Below are 16133 nucleotides of genomic sequence, written 5' to 3'. Positions count from 1 at the left end.
TTGTCCTGCTGCATGGCGACCCTGGTCGCGCCGACGTTCCTCACCATCGGCGTCCTGCTGATGCGCGACGCCCGCAGCGATCATCCGGTCTTCTGGCCGTCGCTGATGGTCATCGTGGCGCTCGCCAATGCCGTGGCGATCCTGCGGATCAACCAGCTGCATCGGCGGGCCGCCTTCGCGCGGCGCGGGATGCTGGCCGTGCGGTACTTGTCTTCGGGCATGTCGGCCGGCTGCGCCATGTTCCTGATCCTGGGCTGGAGCACGGGCGCGCTGCCGGAAATGGTGGCGCCGGTGGTGGCCACGGCCGATGCCTCCGCGCCCGGGATCGAGGCCGCGCTGTGGAGCATAGGTATTGCCCTCGCATTCGGCATCGCTTCGTTCGCGCATGCTGGTGTCTTGCATGCCTGGATCGGCTTTCGCCATGCGCCGCGGCACGGTGCCTAGCCAGCGTTCTTCCGCACCACGGGCCGGGTGAAGATCAGCGCCGTCTCCGTGCCTGCGGTGTCAGGGTCGTACAGATCCCAGTCCAGCCCGCACAGCGAGAATCCCAGCGCGCGGTAAAAGCCGATGGCGGGATAGTTCGTATTCTGCGTTTCCGCGCGCAGGCAGCGGGCTGGCGTAGCTTGCAGCAGGCGGTTGATTTCCCCGAGCAGCACGCGGCCGATGCCGGTACCGCGGAATGACGGGGCGACGAAGATCGCGCTCAGCATGGCCGACCGGTTCCATCGCTCGAGCCTGACGGTGGCAAAGCCGCAGATGGCGCCGTTGGCGCTTTCGAAGACGAGCGCGTGATCCGCCCGCGCGCAATCCTGCTCGAAGCCCGACGCGTCATAGTGGTTGAGTACGGGCTGCCCCAGGATTTGTTCCACCAGCCAGATGCCGAGCGGGCCGCTTCTTACCGCGTAGATGCGATCGGTCCGGTAGCTGGTGTCGAGATTCAGGATGCCGGCGCCGTCGCGCGCCCAGTCGATCGATCTGATAGTCATGCGGGTGGTACGGTCAAACACGGTCCGTGCCGGCCCGGCGGGCCGGCGGCAGGCAATGGCTTCGCGGCGGTCAGCCCCGGCGGTGCGTGAGCCGGTGCCACCAGTACTGGAGGGGGTGGGTGTGCGTGGGGTAGACCACCGACTTGCGGAAGAAAACTGCCCTTACGGCAAACACATAGAGCAGCAGGACGGCTAAAGTCAGCACGATCGAGGCAATCATGGCGCGCTCCTGTGGCAATGAACTGGCCCGCTTTCCATTCTAGGCCGTGCGCGCCTGTCTCGCCTCAGGGTCGGGCAAAGCGTGGTCAATGTGGCTTACGCGCCAGTCCGGCGGCCCGCCGGCGCTATTCAGCGCGTGCGCAGCAGTGCTTCGATTTCCTCCGCGGCGCGCCTGAGGGGCGGCAGGTGGTGGCGTAGCAGGTGCGCCGCGTCGCGGCTGCCCAGCACCATGCTGAAGCCCAGCCCGGCCACCACTTTGCCGGAGGCCGCGCGCAGCGGCACCGAGATGCCCGCGTAGCCGTCCACCAGTTCGCTGACCAGCGTGCAGTAGCCATCGCTGCGTACCTGCCTGAGCGTGCGCGCCAGCGCCGTGCGCGAACTGACCGTGAACGGCGTGAGCTTGCGCAATTGCGCCGTCGCGAGATAGACATCGAGCGCCGCGTCGTCCAGCCCCGCCAGCAGCACGCGGCCGAGCGAGTGCGCGTATGCCGGCATGCGGCGGCCAACTCCCATGTCGACGCGCAGCATCTGCTGCGGCTCCTCGCGGGCCACCAGCGTCACCGATTCGCCGTCGAGCACGCCCAGCGAACACGTCTCCCCGGCTTCCACCGCGAGCGCCTTCAGGTAGGGCCCGGCCAGCCGCGGCAGGTCCATCGAGGCAAAGTAGGCAAAGCCCAGGTCCATCACGCGCGGCGTGATGGAAAATTCGCGGCCGTCCTGCGCCACGTATCCGTTGTGCTGCAGCGTCAGCAACAGGCGCCGCGCGGCTGCCCGGGTGACGTCGAGTTGCTCCGCCACTTCCTGCATGGTGAGGCTGCCCGTGCAGGAGGCGAACAGCCGGAGCAGCGCCAGGCCGTTGGTCAGCGAATCGAGCAGCTCTTCCTTTTTTTGCGGGCTTGCGTGGGGGTTGTCGGGGCTGATCATGGAATGGCGAGAGCGAAATAGCGGGATTTTAGTGCGCTAAGCGCACTTGCGCGAAGCCGGCATGACTCCGTATGATATGCGTTTTGCGAACAAATGTTCGCAAAACGCGGCCCGACTCACAACGAGAGACGACCGGCAAGAAGAACACGATGGAGACAGCCATGAAGGTGATCAGCGCGCAGCAGGCTGCTGCGCTCGTGCAATCCCAGTGGACCGTGGCCAGTGCCGGCTTCGTGGGCGCCGGCCATGCCGAAGCGGTGACGGACGCGCTGGAGCGGCGTTTCCTGGAAGCCGGCTTGCCGCGCGACCTGACGCTGGTGTATTCGGCGGGGCAGGGCGATCGCGGCGCGCGCGGGGTGAACCACTTCGGCAATGCCGGCATGACCGGCCGCATCGTCGGCGGCCACTGGCGCTCCGCCACGCGGCTGGCGGCGCTTGCGATGGCCGAGGAGTGCGAAGGCTACAACCTGCCGCAGGGCGTGCTGACGCACCTGTACCGCGCCATCGCCGGCGGCAAGCCCGGCGTGATGACCAAGATCGGCCTGCACACCTTCGTCGATCCGCGTACGGCGCGGGACAGCCGCTACCATGGCGGCGCCGTCAACCGCAGCGCACAGCAGGCGATTGCCGAAGGACGCGCGAACTGGGTCGAGGCGATCGATTTCCGCGGCGACGAATACCTGTTCTATCCGAGCTTCCCGATCCACTGCGCGCTGATCCGCTGCACCGCCGCCGACACCCGCGGCAACCTGAGCACGCACCGCGAGGCCTTCCACCACGAACTGCTGGCGCTGGCGCAGGCCGCCCACAACTCCGGCGGCATCGTGATCGCGCAGGTGGAATCGCTGGTGGATCACCACGACAACCTGCAGGCCATTCATGTGCCCGGCATCCTGGTCGATTACGTGGTGGTGAGTGAGGAGCCGGCGCATCACCAGATGACGTTCGCGGAGTCGTTCAATCCGGCTTACGTCACACCGTGGCAAGGCGAGGCGGCAAGCGCCGCCAGCGCGCCCGCGCCGGCGGCGCCAACCGTGCTCGACGCCCGCACCATCGTGCAGCGGCGCGCGGTGCTGGAACTGGCGCGCCGGCAGCCGCGCGTGGTCAACCTCGGCGTCGGCATGCCGGCAGCGGTCGGCATGCTGGCGGTGGAGGCCGGCGTCGACGGCTTCACGCTCACGGTGGAAGCCGGCCCGATCGGCGGCACGCCGGCGGACGGCCTCAGTTTCGGCGCCTCTGCCTATCCGGAGGCGGTGGTCGACCAGCCTGCGCAGTTTGATTTCTACGAGGGCGGCGGCATCGACCTGGCCATCCTCGGGCTGGCCGAGCTGGACGGGCATGGCAACGTCAACGTCAGCAAGTTCGGCGAAGGCAGCGAAGCTCTGATCGCCGGGGTCGGCGGCTTTATCAACATCACGCAGAGCGCCAAGGCAGTGGTCTTCGTCGGCACGCTCACCGCCGGCGGCCTGGAAGTCCGCGCCGAAGACGGCGCCTTGCGCATCGTGCGCGAAGGCCGCGTGAAGAAGATCGTGCCGCAGGTCTCGCACCTGAGCTTCAACGGCCCTTATGTGGCCTCGCTCGGCATCCCCGTGCTCTACATCACCGAGCGCGCTGTCTTTGAGATGCGCCCCGACGCCATCGGCGCGGAGCACCTGACCCTGATCGAGATCGCGCCGGGCATCGACCTGCAGCGCGATGTGCTGGACCAGTGCGCCACCGCGGTCGCCGTGGCGCCCGACCTGCGCACCATGGATGCGCGGCTGTTCCGCGCCGGTCCGCTGAGGCTCTGAGGCCGCTGGGTAGCTGCCCGATAACTAACGGCCGGCCATGACCGGTCATGGAGGAGGCCATCGAAGCTTTGTCCTGTCTTTCCCGTTGGTTTTGCCGGATCGCCGACGCGCGCGCAGGCTGTGAAGCCGGCACGCGTCATTGCTGGATTACGTTTCATACACATCATGCAGAAGACAAGCCGTCGTATTTTCTCGCGCCGCCTGGGCGCGGCCATCCTGGGCGTTTCGCTGCCGCTGTGCGCGCCGCAGGCCTTCGCGCAAGCCTATCCGTCCAAACCGATCCGCCTGGTGGTGCCGTTCCCGCCGGGCGGCCCGACCGATACCGCCGCGCGCATCATCGGCCAGAAGATGGGCGAATCGCTCAAGCAGACGGTGCTGGTGGACAACCGCCCGGGCGCTTCCGGCACGATCGGCGCGGAAGCCGTCGCCAAGAGCGCGCCGGATGGCTACACGCTGATGGTGCTGGCCACGCCCACGCTGCTGGCTCCGCACCTGATCAGCCGCAAGGGCTACGACATCTTCAAGGATTTCACGCCGATCGGTTCCGCCTACGACCTGCCCATCGTCATGGTGGTCAACCCGCAGGCCATGCCCGAAGTGACCGACCTGCAGCAATACATCGCCCGCGCCAAGGCCAAGCCCGGCGCGCTCAACTACACCAGCGCCGGCAATGGCAGCTTTGGCCACCTGTCCACCGAACTGCTCAAGAGCACCGGGCATTTCGACGTGCAGCACGTGCCGTACAAAGGCAGCGCGCCGGCGATCTCCGATCTGCTGGCGGGCCAGGTGCCGATGATGTTCTCCGACATGATCGCGGCGCTGCCGCACATCAAGGCCGGCAAGCTGCGGCCCATCGCCGTGGGCTCGGCCAGGCGCGTTAGCTTCACGCCCGATGTGAAGACGGTGGCGGAGCAGGGCTTCCCCGGCTTCGAGGCAACCGCCTGGGGCGGCCTGCTGGCCCCGGCCGGCACGCCCAAGGATGTGATTGCCAGGCTGTCGGCCGAACTGAAGGCCGCGCTGGCTGATCCGGTGGTGCAGGAAAAGCTGCTGGGCGCGGGCACGGTCGCGGCCTACCAGCCGCCCGAGCAACTGGCGGCGCGCATGCGTAACGACTACAAGAAGTGGGGCAAGGTGATCCAGGACAACGGCATCAAGGGTGACTGAGGCGACTGAGGTTAGTCTCCTGCAGCCGCCGGCCGGATCGGGTCGGTAGGGAAGGAAAGGCCGGGCACGCGGGGGTTGTCCGGCCTTTTTCTTTTCACTGCGCCGAAGGCCGGGACGGCACGGGTTTGTCCGCGCGCGGCTCGTCATCCAGGGCCGGATGGCCGGGCAGTATCTGGTGCACGAGCGCAACCAGCGCCTGCGCCGCTGGCGAGAGCGAACGCCCGGCCAGCGAGACCAGGCCATAGGCGGCCTTGAGATCGATGGCGGGCGTCACCTGCAGCGGCACCAGCGTGCCGCTTGCCTCCTCGGCGCTCATCATGGCCCGCGGTACCAGGCCGACCGCATCGGTGTTGAGGATCAGCGTGCGCAGCGTGTGCATGTCGTCGCAGGTCACGGTGAGCAGTTCGCGCGCGTCTTCGCCGGCTTCGGCGTGGATGCGGCCGCGGAAGAACTCCGCCACCCGCGCCGGGATGCGTGGCCCCGCCACGGGAAACGCCAGCAGCTCGGTCAGCGCGATCGCGCCGCGCGCTGCCAGCGCATGGTCCCTGCGCACAAAGAAGCTGGTTTCGAGCGCGCGCAGCCGCTCGATGCGCAACTGGGGCTGCTCTTTCAGGCTCTGGCTTTCACCGACGAAGAAGTCCAGTTGCTCGGCTTTGAGCTTCTGCGCCATCGAGGGCGTGTCCGCGATCTCGATATCGATGCGCAGCTTTGGATAGCGTGCCAGCAGCGCCGTCAGCACCGGCTCCATCAGGAAGGCCGCGGCAAACGGCCCGAATCCCACGCTAACTTCACCCATCTCCACATCGCGCAGCAGATCGAGATCCCGCCGCAGTTCCCGGCCCTCGCGCAGCATGCGGCGCGCGCGCTCCAGCACGATGCTGCCGGAAGCCGTGGGCCGCGCCTTGCCGTAGCTGCGGTCCAGCAACTGGCTGCCGAACTCCGCTTCCAGGCCCTGGATGCTGCGCGACAGCGCCGGTTGCGACAGGTGCAGCACGGTGGCGGCACGCGCAAAGCTGCCTTGTTCGATCAGCGTGACGAAATGATGCAGGCGGCGCAGGCCCATGATTTTGCTTTTAATGCATGGAAAACTGAAAAATATTGCATTGGACGTATTTTCTCAAGTCGGTAAGCATGTCCCTCACCATTAAAAGAAGATTTCAGGAGACACAGATGATTCGACGCGCTTTTCTCGCGCTGGCCCTTGGCGGCACGTCCCTCATGACCTCCCATGCGATGGCGGACGCCTATCCGGTCAAGCCGCTGCGCGTGGTGGTGCCGTACGCGGCCGGCGGCGGCAGCGACATCGTGGCGCGTGCGTTAGGCGAAAAACTGAGCAAGAAGCTCGGCCAGCCCATCATTGTGGATAACAAGGCCGGTGCCTCCGGCATCATCGGCACCGATGCGGTGGCCAAGGCGGCGCCGGACGGCTACACGCTCCTGGTCACGATCACGCAATCGGTGCTGACCAACCAGTTCCTCTACAACAGGCTGCCCTACGACCCGCGCAAGGACCTGACCCTGGTCAATGTGATCGCCGATGCGCCGCTGGTGCTGGTCACCACACCGTCGCTGCCGGTCAGGTCGGTCAAGGAACTGGCTGATTACGGCCGCGCCCACAAGGGCAAGGTCAGCTACGCGTCCTGGGGCGTGGGCTCCTATCCGCACCTGGCTGGCGCCTACTTCAGCAAGGTCACGCACGGGGAGATGGTGCACGTGCCGTACAAGGGCGAAGCGCCCATGCTGCAGGACTTGCTGGGTGGCCAGGTGCAGTGGGCCGTGGCCAGCGTGCTGTCGGCCAAGCCTTACATCCAGAGCGGCAAGCTCAAGGCGATCGCGGTGACCGGTACGCAGCGCAGCCAGGTGCTGCCGGACCTGCCGACCTTCGCGGAAGCCGGCATGGACGACAACGCCTTCAAGGTGCTGGGCTGGATCGGCTTGCTGGCGCCGGTCGGCACGCCCGCGCCGGTGGTGGCGCGACTGGATGAAGAGGTGCGGGCGCTGATCCAGACGCCGGACATGCAGGCGCGCTTCTCCGCGCTTGGATTGCGTCCGGTGGGCAGCACGCCTGCCCAGTCGCAGGCCATCTTTGCGCGCGAGTGGCCGGTGTGGAAGACGCTGGTGGCGGAGTCGGGCGCGAAGCTGGACTGAGCAAGAAGGCAAAAAAAAGCGGGCCGCATGCGGTCAATGCATGCGGCCCGTTTTCAGCGGCGTAGCCGGCCAGCCGTCAGTTGCTGGCGGCGTTGCCCGGTTCGATCCTTGGCCCGCCGGCGGCGTGGCTGGCGTGCGTCAGCGGCAATACCTGTGCATCCTCGTGGTGCGCCGCGGCTGCCGCGAGGCCGGGGACCAGTCCCTGCAGCGAGCCGCCGGTCAGGCCCACCTCCTTCAGCAGCGAATCGATCAGCGGCGCATGCGCACGGTAGGACAGCGCGGCGGACATCGCCTGCTCGGCGAGATTGCCGTTGCCATTTCCATTCCCATTGCCTGCGTCGCCGGTGCCCGCCACGGCGCCGCCGCGGTTGAGGCCGTCGACTTGGATGATCTTGATGCCGTCGATCGCCTTCATCGGCTCCACGGTCTGCTGGATCACGCCCGGCAGCGCCTGCAGCAGCGCCAGCTTGAACTTCAGGCTGGTCTGGTCCGACGACAGCGCGTTGATGGCGTCGTTGAGCGCGCGCTGTGCCTCGGCTTCGGCCAGCCCCTTCTTGCGCGCCGCCTCGGCCAGTTCGACGATGGCGGTGGCCTGCATCTGCGCCGCCTCGCGCTCGGCGCGCGCCTGCGTGGTGACGTGCACGGCCTGGGTTTCGGCCTCCTGCGCGGCTTCGATCAGGGCCACCTGCTTGGCCCGGTCGGCTTCGGCGGTACGCCGCGTGGTCTCCACCATCTGCTCGGCCTTGACCGCTTCAGCCAGCGCCTCGTTGGCGCGGCCCTGCGCCTGCGATTGCGCTTCCGATTTGGCGGCGATCACGATGGCCTTTTCCTGCTCGGCGATCTCCGTCACCTTGGCCTGCTCGATGGCCGCCATCTGGGTAACGCGCTGCTGTTCGATCTCCTTGACCCGCACATCGCGCTCGGCCTCAACCTTGCGCGTGCGCACGGCCTGCTCGCGCTGGATCTCGGACTCCTGCACCTGGCGCTCGGCGGTGATGCGGCTTTGCTCGGCTTCCTGGCGGCGCTCCGCTTCGTAGGAGGCGATGCGCGCGTTCTGCTCGGCGGTGCGGGTTTTCACCTGCTGTTCCTGTTCGAGCTTCATGAACGATTCCTGCTGCTCGATCTCCAGCTTTTTGGCCAGCGCATCGCGGTTCTTCTCGCGCACCGAGACTTCGGTGTCCTGCTCGACTTCGTTGCGCTCCTTGCGGCGGCGCTCGGTTTCCTGCGTGAGCTTGGTCAGGCCCTCCGCGTCGAAAGCGTTGTTGGGGTCGAAGAACTCCTTCGAGGTCTGGTTGAAGTTGGTCAGCGACACGCTCTCCAGCTCCAGTCCGTTCTTGGTCAGGTCTTCGGCGACGGTGTTCTGCACCCCCTGCACGAACTGCTCGCGCGCGTCCTGCAGGTCCTGCATGCTCATCTGCGCCGCGGTGGAGCGCAGCGCATCAACGAACTTGTCGTCCACCAGCGCGCGCAGGCTCTCCGGCGCCAGCGTACGCTGGCCCAGCGTCTGGGCGGCGGTGGAGACGCCCTCCACGGTGGGTTTGACGCGCACAAAGAAGGCCACCACCACGTCGACCCGCATGCGGTCCTTGGTGATCAGGCTGTCGCGCGAGGCGCGGCTGACCTCCAGCTTGAGGGTGTTCATATTGATCGGGATGATTTCATGGAACACCGGCAGCACGATGGCGCCGCCGCTCATGATCACCTTTTGCCCGCCCAGGCCGGTACGCACGAAGGCGCGTTCGGCGGAGGCGCGCGTGTACAGGCGCGAGAAGATCAGGCCGATGATGCACAGGCCGATTACGCCGGCCAGGCCGACGACACCCCAGAAGATGATGGAATCCATATTGATTCAGACGCTCCTTGAAAACTTGGAAGAGACCGTGGAAAGACAAAGACGGCTGGCTGGCCGCACCCGCGGTGCCGCTACAGCAGGTCGGGCCGCGGGTTGACATGGCGCGATACAAGGTGCCCGATGCGCGCGCGACGATCAGTACGGTTTCACCGCGTGGAAAGCGCTGGCCCGGCACATCCGGTTCGACCCGGATGTAATGCGGCTGGCCATACTCGTCCACCAGGCGCGCTTCCGCCGGATTGCCGCTGGAAGCCTCGCCGACGGTGACCTGCGCCACACGCCCGACGAAGTCGAGCTCGGAAACGGCGGACGACTCGTCCTGCGGGAAGTACTGCCCCACCAGGCCACCGGTCATGCGGACGAAGGGCAGGGCGCCCAGCGTGGCCAGCACGACCGCCACCGGCACCGGCAGCAGGTGGCCGGCCGCCGCGGCCAGCACCCATTGCAGGACCAGGCCGACGATGGCGAAGCCCATCAGGAACAGGACCACCAGCATCAGCAGCGGCACGCGTCCCACATGCAGCCAGCCGAGGAACTGGCCGATCGCGCCCGCATCGGCCGCGCTGGCGTCGCTGGCGTCGCTGGCGTCGCTGTGGTCGATGGCGAAATGCGTGACGAGGAAGCTGTCGGCCTGCTGCGACAGGCCGAGGCCCAGCAGCAGGGCCAGCGCCTCCAGCACGCCGATCAATACCATCAGGCCAATCGCCACCACGAACGGGGCATTGCCCGGCAATAACAGCTGATTCATTTGGGTTCTTTTTGTGCTGAATCGGTCGGGATCGGCGTTTGTTGTCCGGTGCTCAGGAGCGGGTACCGTCGCGCCCGGCCTTCAGGCGCTCAAGCCGTTCGTTGATGCGCTGTTCCTTGTGCAGCGTTTCCAGCCGCTTCAGCAGGGAGGCGTCGGCGCCTGAACTGCCGACGCCGAGGCCGGCGACGCCCGTGGCGGCGGTCATGGCGCGGTTGAAACCTTGTTCGAGCTGCTCGGCGCGGACACCCGCGCCGGCCCCGGCAGGCGCGCTGCCGCTGCCGCCAGCGCGTTCGGCCACGGCGCGCGCGGCCACCATCCCGGCCAGCGCCTGTTCCATCTCGGCGCGCTTGGCGCGCAGGCCCAGCAGGTCGGTCTCGGTCGCCACGGACTTTTCCACCGCTTCCTGCAAACTGGCGTTGAGCGTGCCGAGCTGGTCCTCCAGGTCGATCTGGCGCTCGGTCCCCGCGCGCGCCGCGTCGTCGTCGCCGTGGTTGAGCGCAATCGTCACCTGCTCGTCGAGCCGCTCGATCTCGTTGTTGAGCCGCGCGATGGCCTTGGCGGCCTGGTGCTTGGCCGCCTCGTGCTGGCCGAGCCCGACCCGCGCCTGCGCGATCACCTCGTCGAACTCGCGCAGGTACTGCTCCAGCACAGCTTGCGGCGTACGGCTTTCCAGCGAGCTGACCAACGCGTGCACATTGGCGGTCAGCAGTCGTTTCACGCGGTTACCCAGGCCTTCTGTCGTCATGATGTGATTCCTCGGTGCAACGTTAAGACGCCGCGCAGCAAAGGCGGCGCAACAAGAAACGCGTTCAGTCAGGCTGCCGTGCGCTATGTATCAGTTTTGCCAGTTCTAACACTTCCGGTACGTAAGCGTCCAGTACGGCGGGATCATAGGCCGGGGTGCGCTGGGTCACCGCGAGGCGCAACAGGCCGAGCAGCATGCGCATGGCGCGGGCAGTGAGGCGAGCCTCCAGCTCCCTTGCCTGCGCCGGTGCCCGGTCGCCGGACGGCACGCCCGCGATCAGGCTGGCCATCAGTTCGGGCAATTGCATGGCCAGCATCGGGACGATTTCCGAGTGCTGCTGGTGCTCATGCTCCAGGGTTTGGGTGGCGTCGAGCAGGGGACGCAGCTGTTCGCGCAGGAGCGCGACGCAGCCGATGTAGTCGGACGAGCCGTCCGCGCGCCGGCGCGCGTCGGCCAGCAGGGCACGGATCTTGTCGCTGGGACTGCTGGCGCCCGGCAACTCGATGCCGGCCAGCCAGGCGAGGTCTTCTTCGGGAATGCGGACGGAGACGGTTTGCATCTGGTTCTGCCTGGTTCGGATCACTGGAACCAAGCATAGGTCACTCGCCACTCTTTGTATACGTTTGTAAACAAAAAATGACATTTCACCGGTCCAGCGTGGCGAGCGGCGGCGGCAGGCAGGACCTCAAGCGCGAGCGGCGGCGAATCGCTCGCCGCCACGCCGCAAAGCCAGGCCCGGTGCGACTCTTGGGCAAACCAGCCTTGCAAAGGCCGGGTTTGCCCCCCCCCCCGCATAGCCATGGTGCCGTGCCCGCGTGACACGAAATTGAAATCCGCCCGGCCGAAACTGGCGTAGCCGCCACACTCGCACTACCCTTATCAGGGCTGCAAATGCTACAATCTAAGTCTTTGATTTACATGAGCTATTGATCTCGCGGCGGAATCGCCCTGCAGAGGCAAGGACAGACGACGGTTCGCGGCGGTCGCGCCAGCAGGGCGCGCACCATGCGGCCGGGCCTTAAATCCATGCGCAGATCTCCCCCGCTCGGTTCAAGACGCGTGTCCGTTGGCGCCGGGTTCGCCTCCTGCAAGACACGGAAACCATGACGACTACGACCACCGACCAGACCACCCCCGAGATCACCTTCGACAGCTTCGGCCTGGACGCCCGCATCCAGCGCGCATTGTCCGAGCAGGGCTACACCAAGCCCACGCCCATCCAGGAGCAGGCGATCCCCGTGGTCTTGCTCGGCAAGGACGTGATGGGCGCGGCGCAAACCGGCACCGGCAAGACCGCCGGCTTCGCGCTGCCGATCATCCAGCGGCTGCTGCCGATGGCCAATGCCAGCGCCTCGCCGGCGCGCCACCCGGTGCGTGCCCTGATGCTGACCCCCACGCGCGAACTGGCCGACCAGGTCTACGACAACGTGGCCCGCTACGCGCGCTTCACCGATCTGCGCAGCACGGTGGTGTTCGGCGGGGTCGACATGAACCCGCAAACCGATGCCTTGCGCCGCGGCGTGGAAATCCTGGTGGCCACCCCGGGCCGGCTGCTCGATCACGTGCAGCAGAAATCGGTGAACCTGTCGCAAGTGCAGATGCTGGTGCTGGACGAGGCCGACCGCATGCTCGACATGGGCTTCCTGCCCGACCTGCAGCGCATCATCAACCTGCTGCCGGCACAGCGCCAGACGCTGCTGTTCTCGGCCACCTTCTCGAACGAAATCAAGCGGCTGGCCGCCAGCTACCTGCGCGAGCCGGTCACCATCGAAGTGGCGCGCAGCAACTCGGCCAACGAGAACGTGCGCCAGACCGTGTTCCAGGTCGAAGACGGCCACAAGCAGGCCGCCGTGGTGCATCTGCTGAAGAAGCGCGCCGCCGAAGGCCTGTCGCGCCAGTGCATCGTCTTCGTCAACAGCAAGATCGGCTGCTCGCGCCTGGCGCGCCACCTGGAGCGCGAGGGCATCAACGCCGCCGCCATCCATGGCGACAAGACCCAGACCGAGCGCATGCAGACGCTCGATGGCTTCAAGCAAGGCAGTATCGATGCCCTGGTCGCCACCGACGTGGCGGCGCGCGGCCTCGATATTCCCGACATGCCGTGCGTGATCAACTTCGACCTGCCGTACAGCGCTGAAGACTACGTTCACCGTATCGGCCGTACCGGCCGTGCCGGCGCGAGCGGCGACGCGCTGTCGATTTACGTGCCGGGCGACGAGCGCCTGTTGGTCGATATCGAGAAGCTGCTCAAGCGCAGCATCCCGCGCACGCCGCTGGAGGGTTTCGATCCCACCGGTGCCAGCGCCCGTGCCGAGGAAGGCGACCGCCGCCGCGCACGCAGCAGCGACGTGCGCCGCCCGCGCGGCAATGGCGAGAGCGAGGAACCGCGTCCGCGCCGGAACGATCCGGCCAGCTCGCGCAACGCGTTCCGTCCGTCCGACGACTCTTTCTTCTCGCGTCCTTACGAGCCGAGCAGCAGCGCGATTGCCGCCCAGCCCGACGTGACGGATAGCAACGCCGCCGCCTTTGGCCGTGGCCGTCCGGCGCCCAAGCGGCAACTGGCGGCGCTGCTTGGCGGCGTGCCGCGCAAGTCCTGAGCCGGCCGGCGCGAAGCGTTTTGCCGCAGCCAACAAAAAAGCGCCCGAGGGCGCTTTTTTGTTGGCTGGACGTCAGGCTTGCACGGTGTGCGGTTGCGCGAAGCTCCGCCGGATTCAAGGCGCTGGAAGGCATACAGCTGGCCTTTACCTTTACGCAGGGGCAGGGTCAAACGCCAGTCTTGTATTCCTGCACGGTACCCGCCGCCAGGTTCCGCGGCAGCGCGGCCCAGCCCGCCGTGGCATCGCTCAGCCAGCTGTCCACCGATTGCGCGTGGCTCGCCAGCCCCAGGTGCGCGCCGGCCGTGCGCAGCGCCGCCAGCGGATCGAGCTCGTCGATGGCCTGCGCGCCGCTTTGCTTGCTGAGTTTCTCGCCGAGCGCGTTGGTCACCACCGGCACGTGCAGGTACGACGGTGTCGGCAGCCCCAGCAGATGCTGCAGGTGGATCTGCCGCGGGGTGGAATCGAGCAGGTCGGCGCCGCGCACGATATGCGTGATGCCCTGATGGCCATCGTCGACCACCACGGCCAGCTGGTAGGCCCACAAGCCGTCGGCGCGGCGCAGCACGAAGTCGCCAAGCTCGGTCGCCAGGTTCTGGCATTGTCGGCCTTGCCAGCGATCGTCGAAGCAGATCAGCGCGGCATCGCCGTCCGGCACCCGCACCCGCCAGGCGCGCGGCAGCTTGCCATGCAGGCCATCGCGGCAGGTGCCGGGATAGGCCAGGGTCTGGTGCCGTTCGCGCGCATGCAATAGCGAGTCCGCGATTTCCTTGCGCGAACAGCCGCAGGGATAAATCCGATGATCGGCGTCCAGCTTGCGTAGCGCCTCGGCATAGCGCGCCTCGTGCCGGCTCTGCCACTGCGGCGGCTCGTCCGGATGCAGGCTGAGGCGGGCCAGCGCCTGCAGGATCTGCAGGTCGGCGCCGCGCACGCAGCGGGGATAGTCGATGTCTTCGACGCGCACCAGCCAGCTCCCGCGATGGGCGCGGGCGTCAAGCCAGCTGGCCAGCGCGGTGACGAGCGACCCCATATGCAGCGGGCCGGTGGGGGAGGGGGCAAAACGGCCCCGGTAGCCGGGCACCGGGCTCGGGTGGACGGACATGGCGGCGGCGCGCTAGTCGGGCTGGCCCGGCTGTTGTTGGAGCAGGGCTTGCGCCAGGCGCGGATCTTCCAGCTTGTTGGCCCACCATTGCAGCGCCTTGCCGCGCGTGCTGGTGCGCCAGGCCACCTTGAAATTGCCTGGGTTGCGCACTTCGAGGGTTTCGCGCGCCAGCAGCACGCCGCTCTCGATGAAGGGCTGCGCCATCGGCGCCGGCAGCCAGCCGCAGCCCAGCCCGCGGATCTGCGCCTCGAGCTTGTCGCGCATGGTGGGCACCACCAGCACGTCCTGTCCGGCGAGCACGCCATGGGTGCGGGCCGGCAGGTTGCGCGAGGTATCGCCCACCGCCACGATGCGATGCTTGGCGATCTGCAGGGTGGTCAGCGGACCCGGTTCGTTCGCCAGCGGATGATGCGCGGCCACAGCGAAGACAAAGGGCATGGTGCCCAGCGGGCGTACCTGGAAACCCTGGGTGCTCGGCGCATCGTAGGCGCCGCCGATCACCAGGTCGGCGCGGCTGCTGACCAGCGCATCCCAGGCACCGCCCAGCACCTCCTTGGCAAAGCGCAGCCGGGTGGCGGTGTTCTCGGTGTAGAAGTCGTGGATGACCGGCAGCAGGGCACGGAAGTTGATCAGGTCGTCCACCACGATGGTCAGCGTGGCTTCCCAGCCGGTGGCCAGCCGCTTGACGCGGCGGGCCAGGTCGTCCGCGGCGTGCAGCAGGTGGCGGCCCTCGTCCAGCAGGGCGCGTCCGGCGGGGGTGAGTTCGGCGCGGTGGCGGCGGCGGTCGAACAGCAGGACGTCCAGGTCCTCCTCCAGCTTGCGTACCACATAGGTAAGCGCCGAAGGCACTTTGCCCATCTCGTGCGCGGCGGCGGCAAAGCTGCCTTTGCGCTCGATGGCATCGAGAACTTCCAGGGATTCGAGAGAGAGTGCCATGTTCAGAAATTCTGAATGAATACTTCTAAGATCGTCCCGCCAAATATACGCCTGCCACCCTAAACTGCCTAGTATTGCAACGTAGTGCAAGGCCAGAGCTAGGTTTTAACCCAGCTGCTGCGCCGACAAGGCCTGAAGGAGGGCCGTCAAAATGATTGAAATCAGAAAGGCGGGCGAACGCGGTTTCGCGGATCATGGCTGGCTCAAGTCTTATCACACCTTTTCCTTCGCGGACTACTACGATCCCAAGCACGTCCAGTTCGGGCCGCTGCGCGTCATCAATGAGGACCGCGTCGCACCGGGCATGGGTTTCGGCACCCACGGCCACCGCGACATGGAAATCATCAGTTATGTGCTGGAAGGCGAACTGGCCCACAAGGACAGCATGGGCAACGGCAGCGTGATCCGCCCCGGCGATGTGCAGCGCATGAGCGCGGGGACCGGCGTGCGCCACTCGGAGTACAACCACGCCGCGGACGACACCACGCACTTCCTGCAGATCTGGATCCTGCCGGAGAAGGCCGATCTCGAGCCCGGCTACGAGGAAAGGCGCTTCGAGCCCGCGGAAAAGCGCGGCCGTCTGCGCCTGGTCGGCAGCCGGGACGGCGCCGAGGGCTCGGTGGTGATCCACCAGGACATGCGCCTGTATGCCGGCCTGTTCGACGGCGATGAATCCGCCACGCTGGCCCTGGCGCCAAAGCGGCGTGCCTACGTGCATGTGGCGCGCGGGCGCGTCACCGTCAACGGCAAGGCACTGGAGGCGGGCGATGCCGCGCAGCTGGAAGGGGCAGACGCGGTGGCCCTGACCCATGGCGATGGTGCCGAAGTGCTGGTGTTTGACCTGCCCTGAAGCGCCGCTTGAAGAGCACGCAGCCCGCCCGCCATGCCGGCGGGCTGCGGCGCTTTCTCTGGGCGGGTTTGCCGT

At 67.1% G+C, this 16133-nt stretch carries 15 protein-coding genes and 1 pseudogene; 6 read left to right on the top strand and 10 right to left on the bottom strand.

Features of this window, described 5'->3' with window-relative positions:
• Positions 1-12 precede the first annotated feature (12 nt).
• A complete protein-coding gene (locus tag AC1DS6_RS06270) occupies positions 13-444 on the top strand; it encodes a hypothetical protein (protein WP_477102281.1) in 432 nt (143 codons plus the stop codon).
• On the opposite strand, the gene AC1DS6_RS06265 is transcribed toward AC1DS6_RS06270, so the two are convergent.
• From AC1DS6_RS06265 to AC1DS6_RS06255, 3 genes are all read right to left on the bottom strand, one after another.
• Complete coding sequence (locus AC1DS6_RS06265; RefSeq protein ID WP_441626932.1) at positions 441-986, bottom strand: GNAT family N-acetyltransferase; 546 nt, start codon at positions 984-986, stop codon at positions 441-443. The two genes, AC1DS6_RS06270 and AC1DS6_RS06265, sit on opposite strands and share 4 nt — an antisense overlap.
• A gap of 70 nt (positions 987-1056) precedes the next feature.
• Entirely contained in the window at positions 1057-1206 is a 150-nt protein-coding gene (locus AC1DS6_RS06260) for a hypothetical protein (RefSeq protein WP_160172222.1), read from the bottom strand.
• A 128-nt stretch (positions 1207-1334) separates the two neighbouring features.
• The gene (locus AC1DS6_RS06255; RefSeq protein ID WP_477102280.1) at positions 1335-2129 is read right to left on the bottom strand and encodes an IclR family transcriptional regulator domain-containing protein; all 795 of its coding nucleotides are present in this window, start codon (positions 2127-2129) and stop codon (positions 1335-1337) included.
• 161 nt (positions 2130-2290) lie between these two features.
• On the opposite strand from AC1DS6_RS06255, the gene AC1DS6_RS06250 reads away from it, so the two are divergent.
• Together AC1DS6_RS06250 and AC1DS6_RS06245 are read left to right on the top strand one after the other, a co-directional pair.
• Entirely contained in the window at positions 2291-3919 is a 1629-nt protein-coding gene (locus AC1DS6_RS06250) for an acyl CoA:acetate/3-ketoacid CoA transferase (protein WP_441626928.1), read from the top strand.
• A gap of 165 nt (positions 3920-4084) precedes the next feature.
• Positions 4085-5083 carry a Bug family tripartite tricarboxylate transporter substrate binding protein gene (locus tag AC1DS6_RS06245; protein WP_477102279.1) on the top strand — a complete coding sequence of 333 codons (999 nt, stop codon included), beginning with the start codon at positions 4085-4087 and terminating at the stop codon, positions 5081-5083.
• A gap of 94 nt (positions 5084-5177) precedes the next feature.
• Here the strand turns inward: AC1DS6_RS06245 and AC1DS6_RS06240 are convergent, their stop codons facing one another.
• Positions 5178-6146 (bottom strand): LysR family transcriptional regulator, encoded by a 969-nt coding sequence (locus AC1DS6_RS06240; RefSeq protein WP_477102278.1) that lies wholly within the window; start codon positions 6144-6146, stop codon positions 5178-5180.
• Positions 6147-6253: 107 nt separating this feature from the next.
• Between AC1DS6_RS06240 and AC1DS6_RS06235 the strand changes: the two genes are divergently transcribed.
• Positions 6254-7231 (top strand): Bug family tripartite tricarboxylate transporter substrate binding protein, encoded by a 978-nt coding sequence (locus tag AC1DS6_RS06235; protein ID WP_477102277.1) that lies wholly within the window; start codon positions 6254-6256, stop codon positions 7229-7231.
• Positions 7232-7307: 76 nt separating this feature from the next.
• Here the strand turns inward: AC1DS6_RS06235 and AC1DS6_RS06230 are convergent, their stop codons facing one another.
• The 4 genes and pseudogenes from AC1DS6_RS06230 to AC1DS6_RS06215 form a co-directional block, all read right to left on the bottom strand.
• On the bottom strand, positions 7308-9074 hold the full coding sequence (locus tag AC1DS6_RS06230) for a flotillin family protein (RefSeq protein ID WP_477102276.1): 1767 nt from the start codon (positions 9072-9074) through the stop codon (positions 7308-7310).
• A 166-nt stretch (positions 9075-9240) separates the two neighbouring features.
• Positions 9241-9777 (bottom strand): annotated as a pseudogene (locus tag AC1DS6_RS06225) (OB-fold-containig protein); the annotation flags it as partial.
• A 106-nt stretch (positions 9778-9883) separates the two neighbouring features.
• The gene (locus tag AC1DS6_RS06220; RefSeq protein ID WP_477102275.1) at positions 9884-10576 is read right to left on the bottom strand and encodes a PspA/IM30 family protein; all 693 of its coding nucleotides are present in this window, start codon (positions 10574-10576) and stop codon (positions 9884-9886) included.
• Positions 10577-10640: 64 nt separating this feature from the next.
• Positions 10641-11135, bottom strand: a complete 495-nt coding sequence (locus AC1DS6_RS06215; RefSeq protein ID WP_441626914.1) for a hypothetical protein — start codon at positions 11133-11135, stop codon at positions 10641-10643.
• 544 nt (positions 11136-11679) lie between these two features.
• On the opposite strand from AC1DS6_RS06215, the gene AC1DS6_RS06210 reads away from it, so the two are divergent.
• Positions 11680-13173: a DEAD/DEAH box helicase gene (locus AC1DS6_RS06210; RefSeq protein ID WP_441626912.1), complete on the top strand. Its 1494-nt coding sequence runs from the start codon at positions 11680-11682 to the stop codon at positions 13171-13173.
• Positions 13174-13339: 166 nt separating this feature from the next.
• Here AC1DS6_RS06210 and gluQRS read toward each other — a convergent pair whose 3' ends face one another.
• Entirely contained in the window at positions 13340-14272 is a 933-nt protein-coding gene (gene gluQRS, locus AC1DS6_RS06205; RefSeq protein WP_477102274.1) for a tRNA glutamyl-Q(34) synthetase GluQRS, read from the bottom strand.
• A 12-nt stretch (positions 14273-14284) separates the two neighbouring features.
• Positions 14285-15208: a LysR family transcriptional regulator gene (locus AC1DS6_RS06200; protein WP_035869784.1), complete on the bottom strand. Its 924-nt coding sequence runs from the start codon at positions 15206-15208 to the stop codon at positions 14285-14287.
• A 151-nt stretch (positions 15209-15359) separates the two neighbouring features.
• Here AC1DS6_RS06200 and AC1DS6_RS06195 point away from each other — a divergent pair, with 151 nt between their 5' ends.
• Positions 15360-16058, top strand: coding sequence for a pirin family protein (locus AC1DS6_RS06195; protein ID WP_477102273.1), 699 nt, complete (start codon positions 15360-15362; stop codon positions 16056-16058).
• The last annotated feature ends 75 nt before the right edge of the window (positions 16059-16133 follow it).

Source organism: Cupriavidus sp. 05L310, from assembly GCF_056398185.1.
This window is presented reverse-complemented; position numbering and strand designations above follow the sequence as displayed.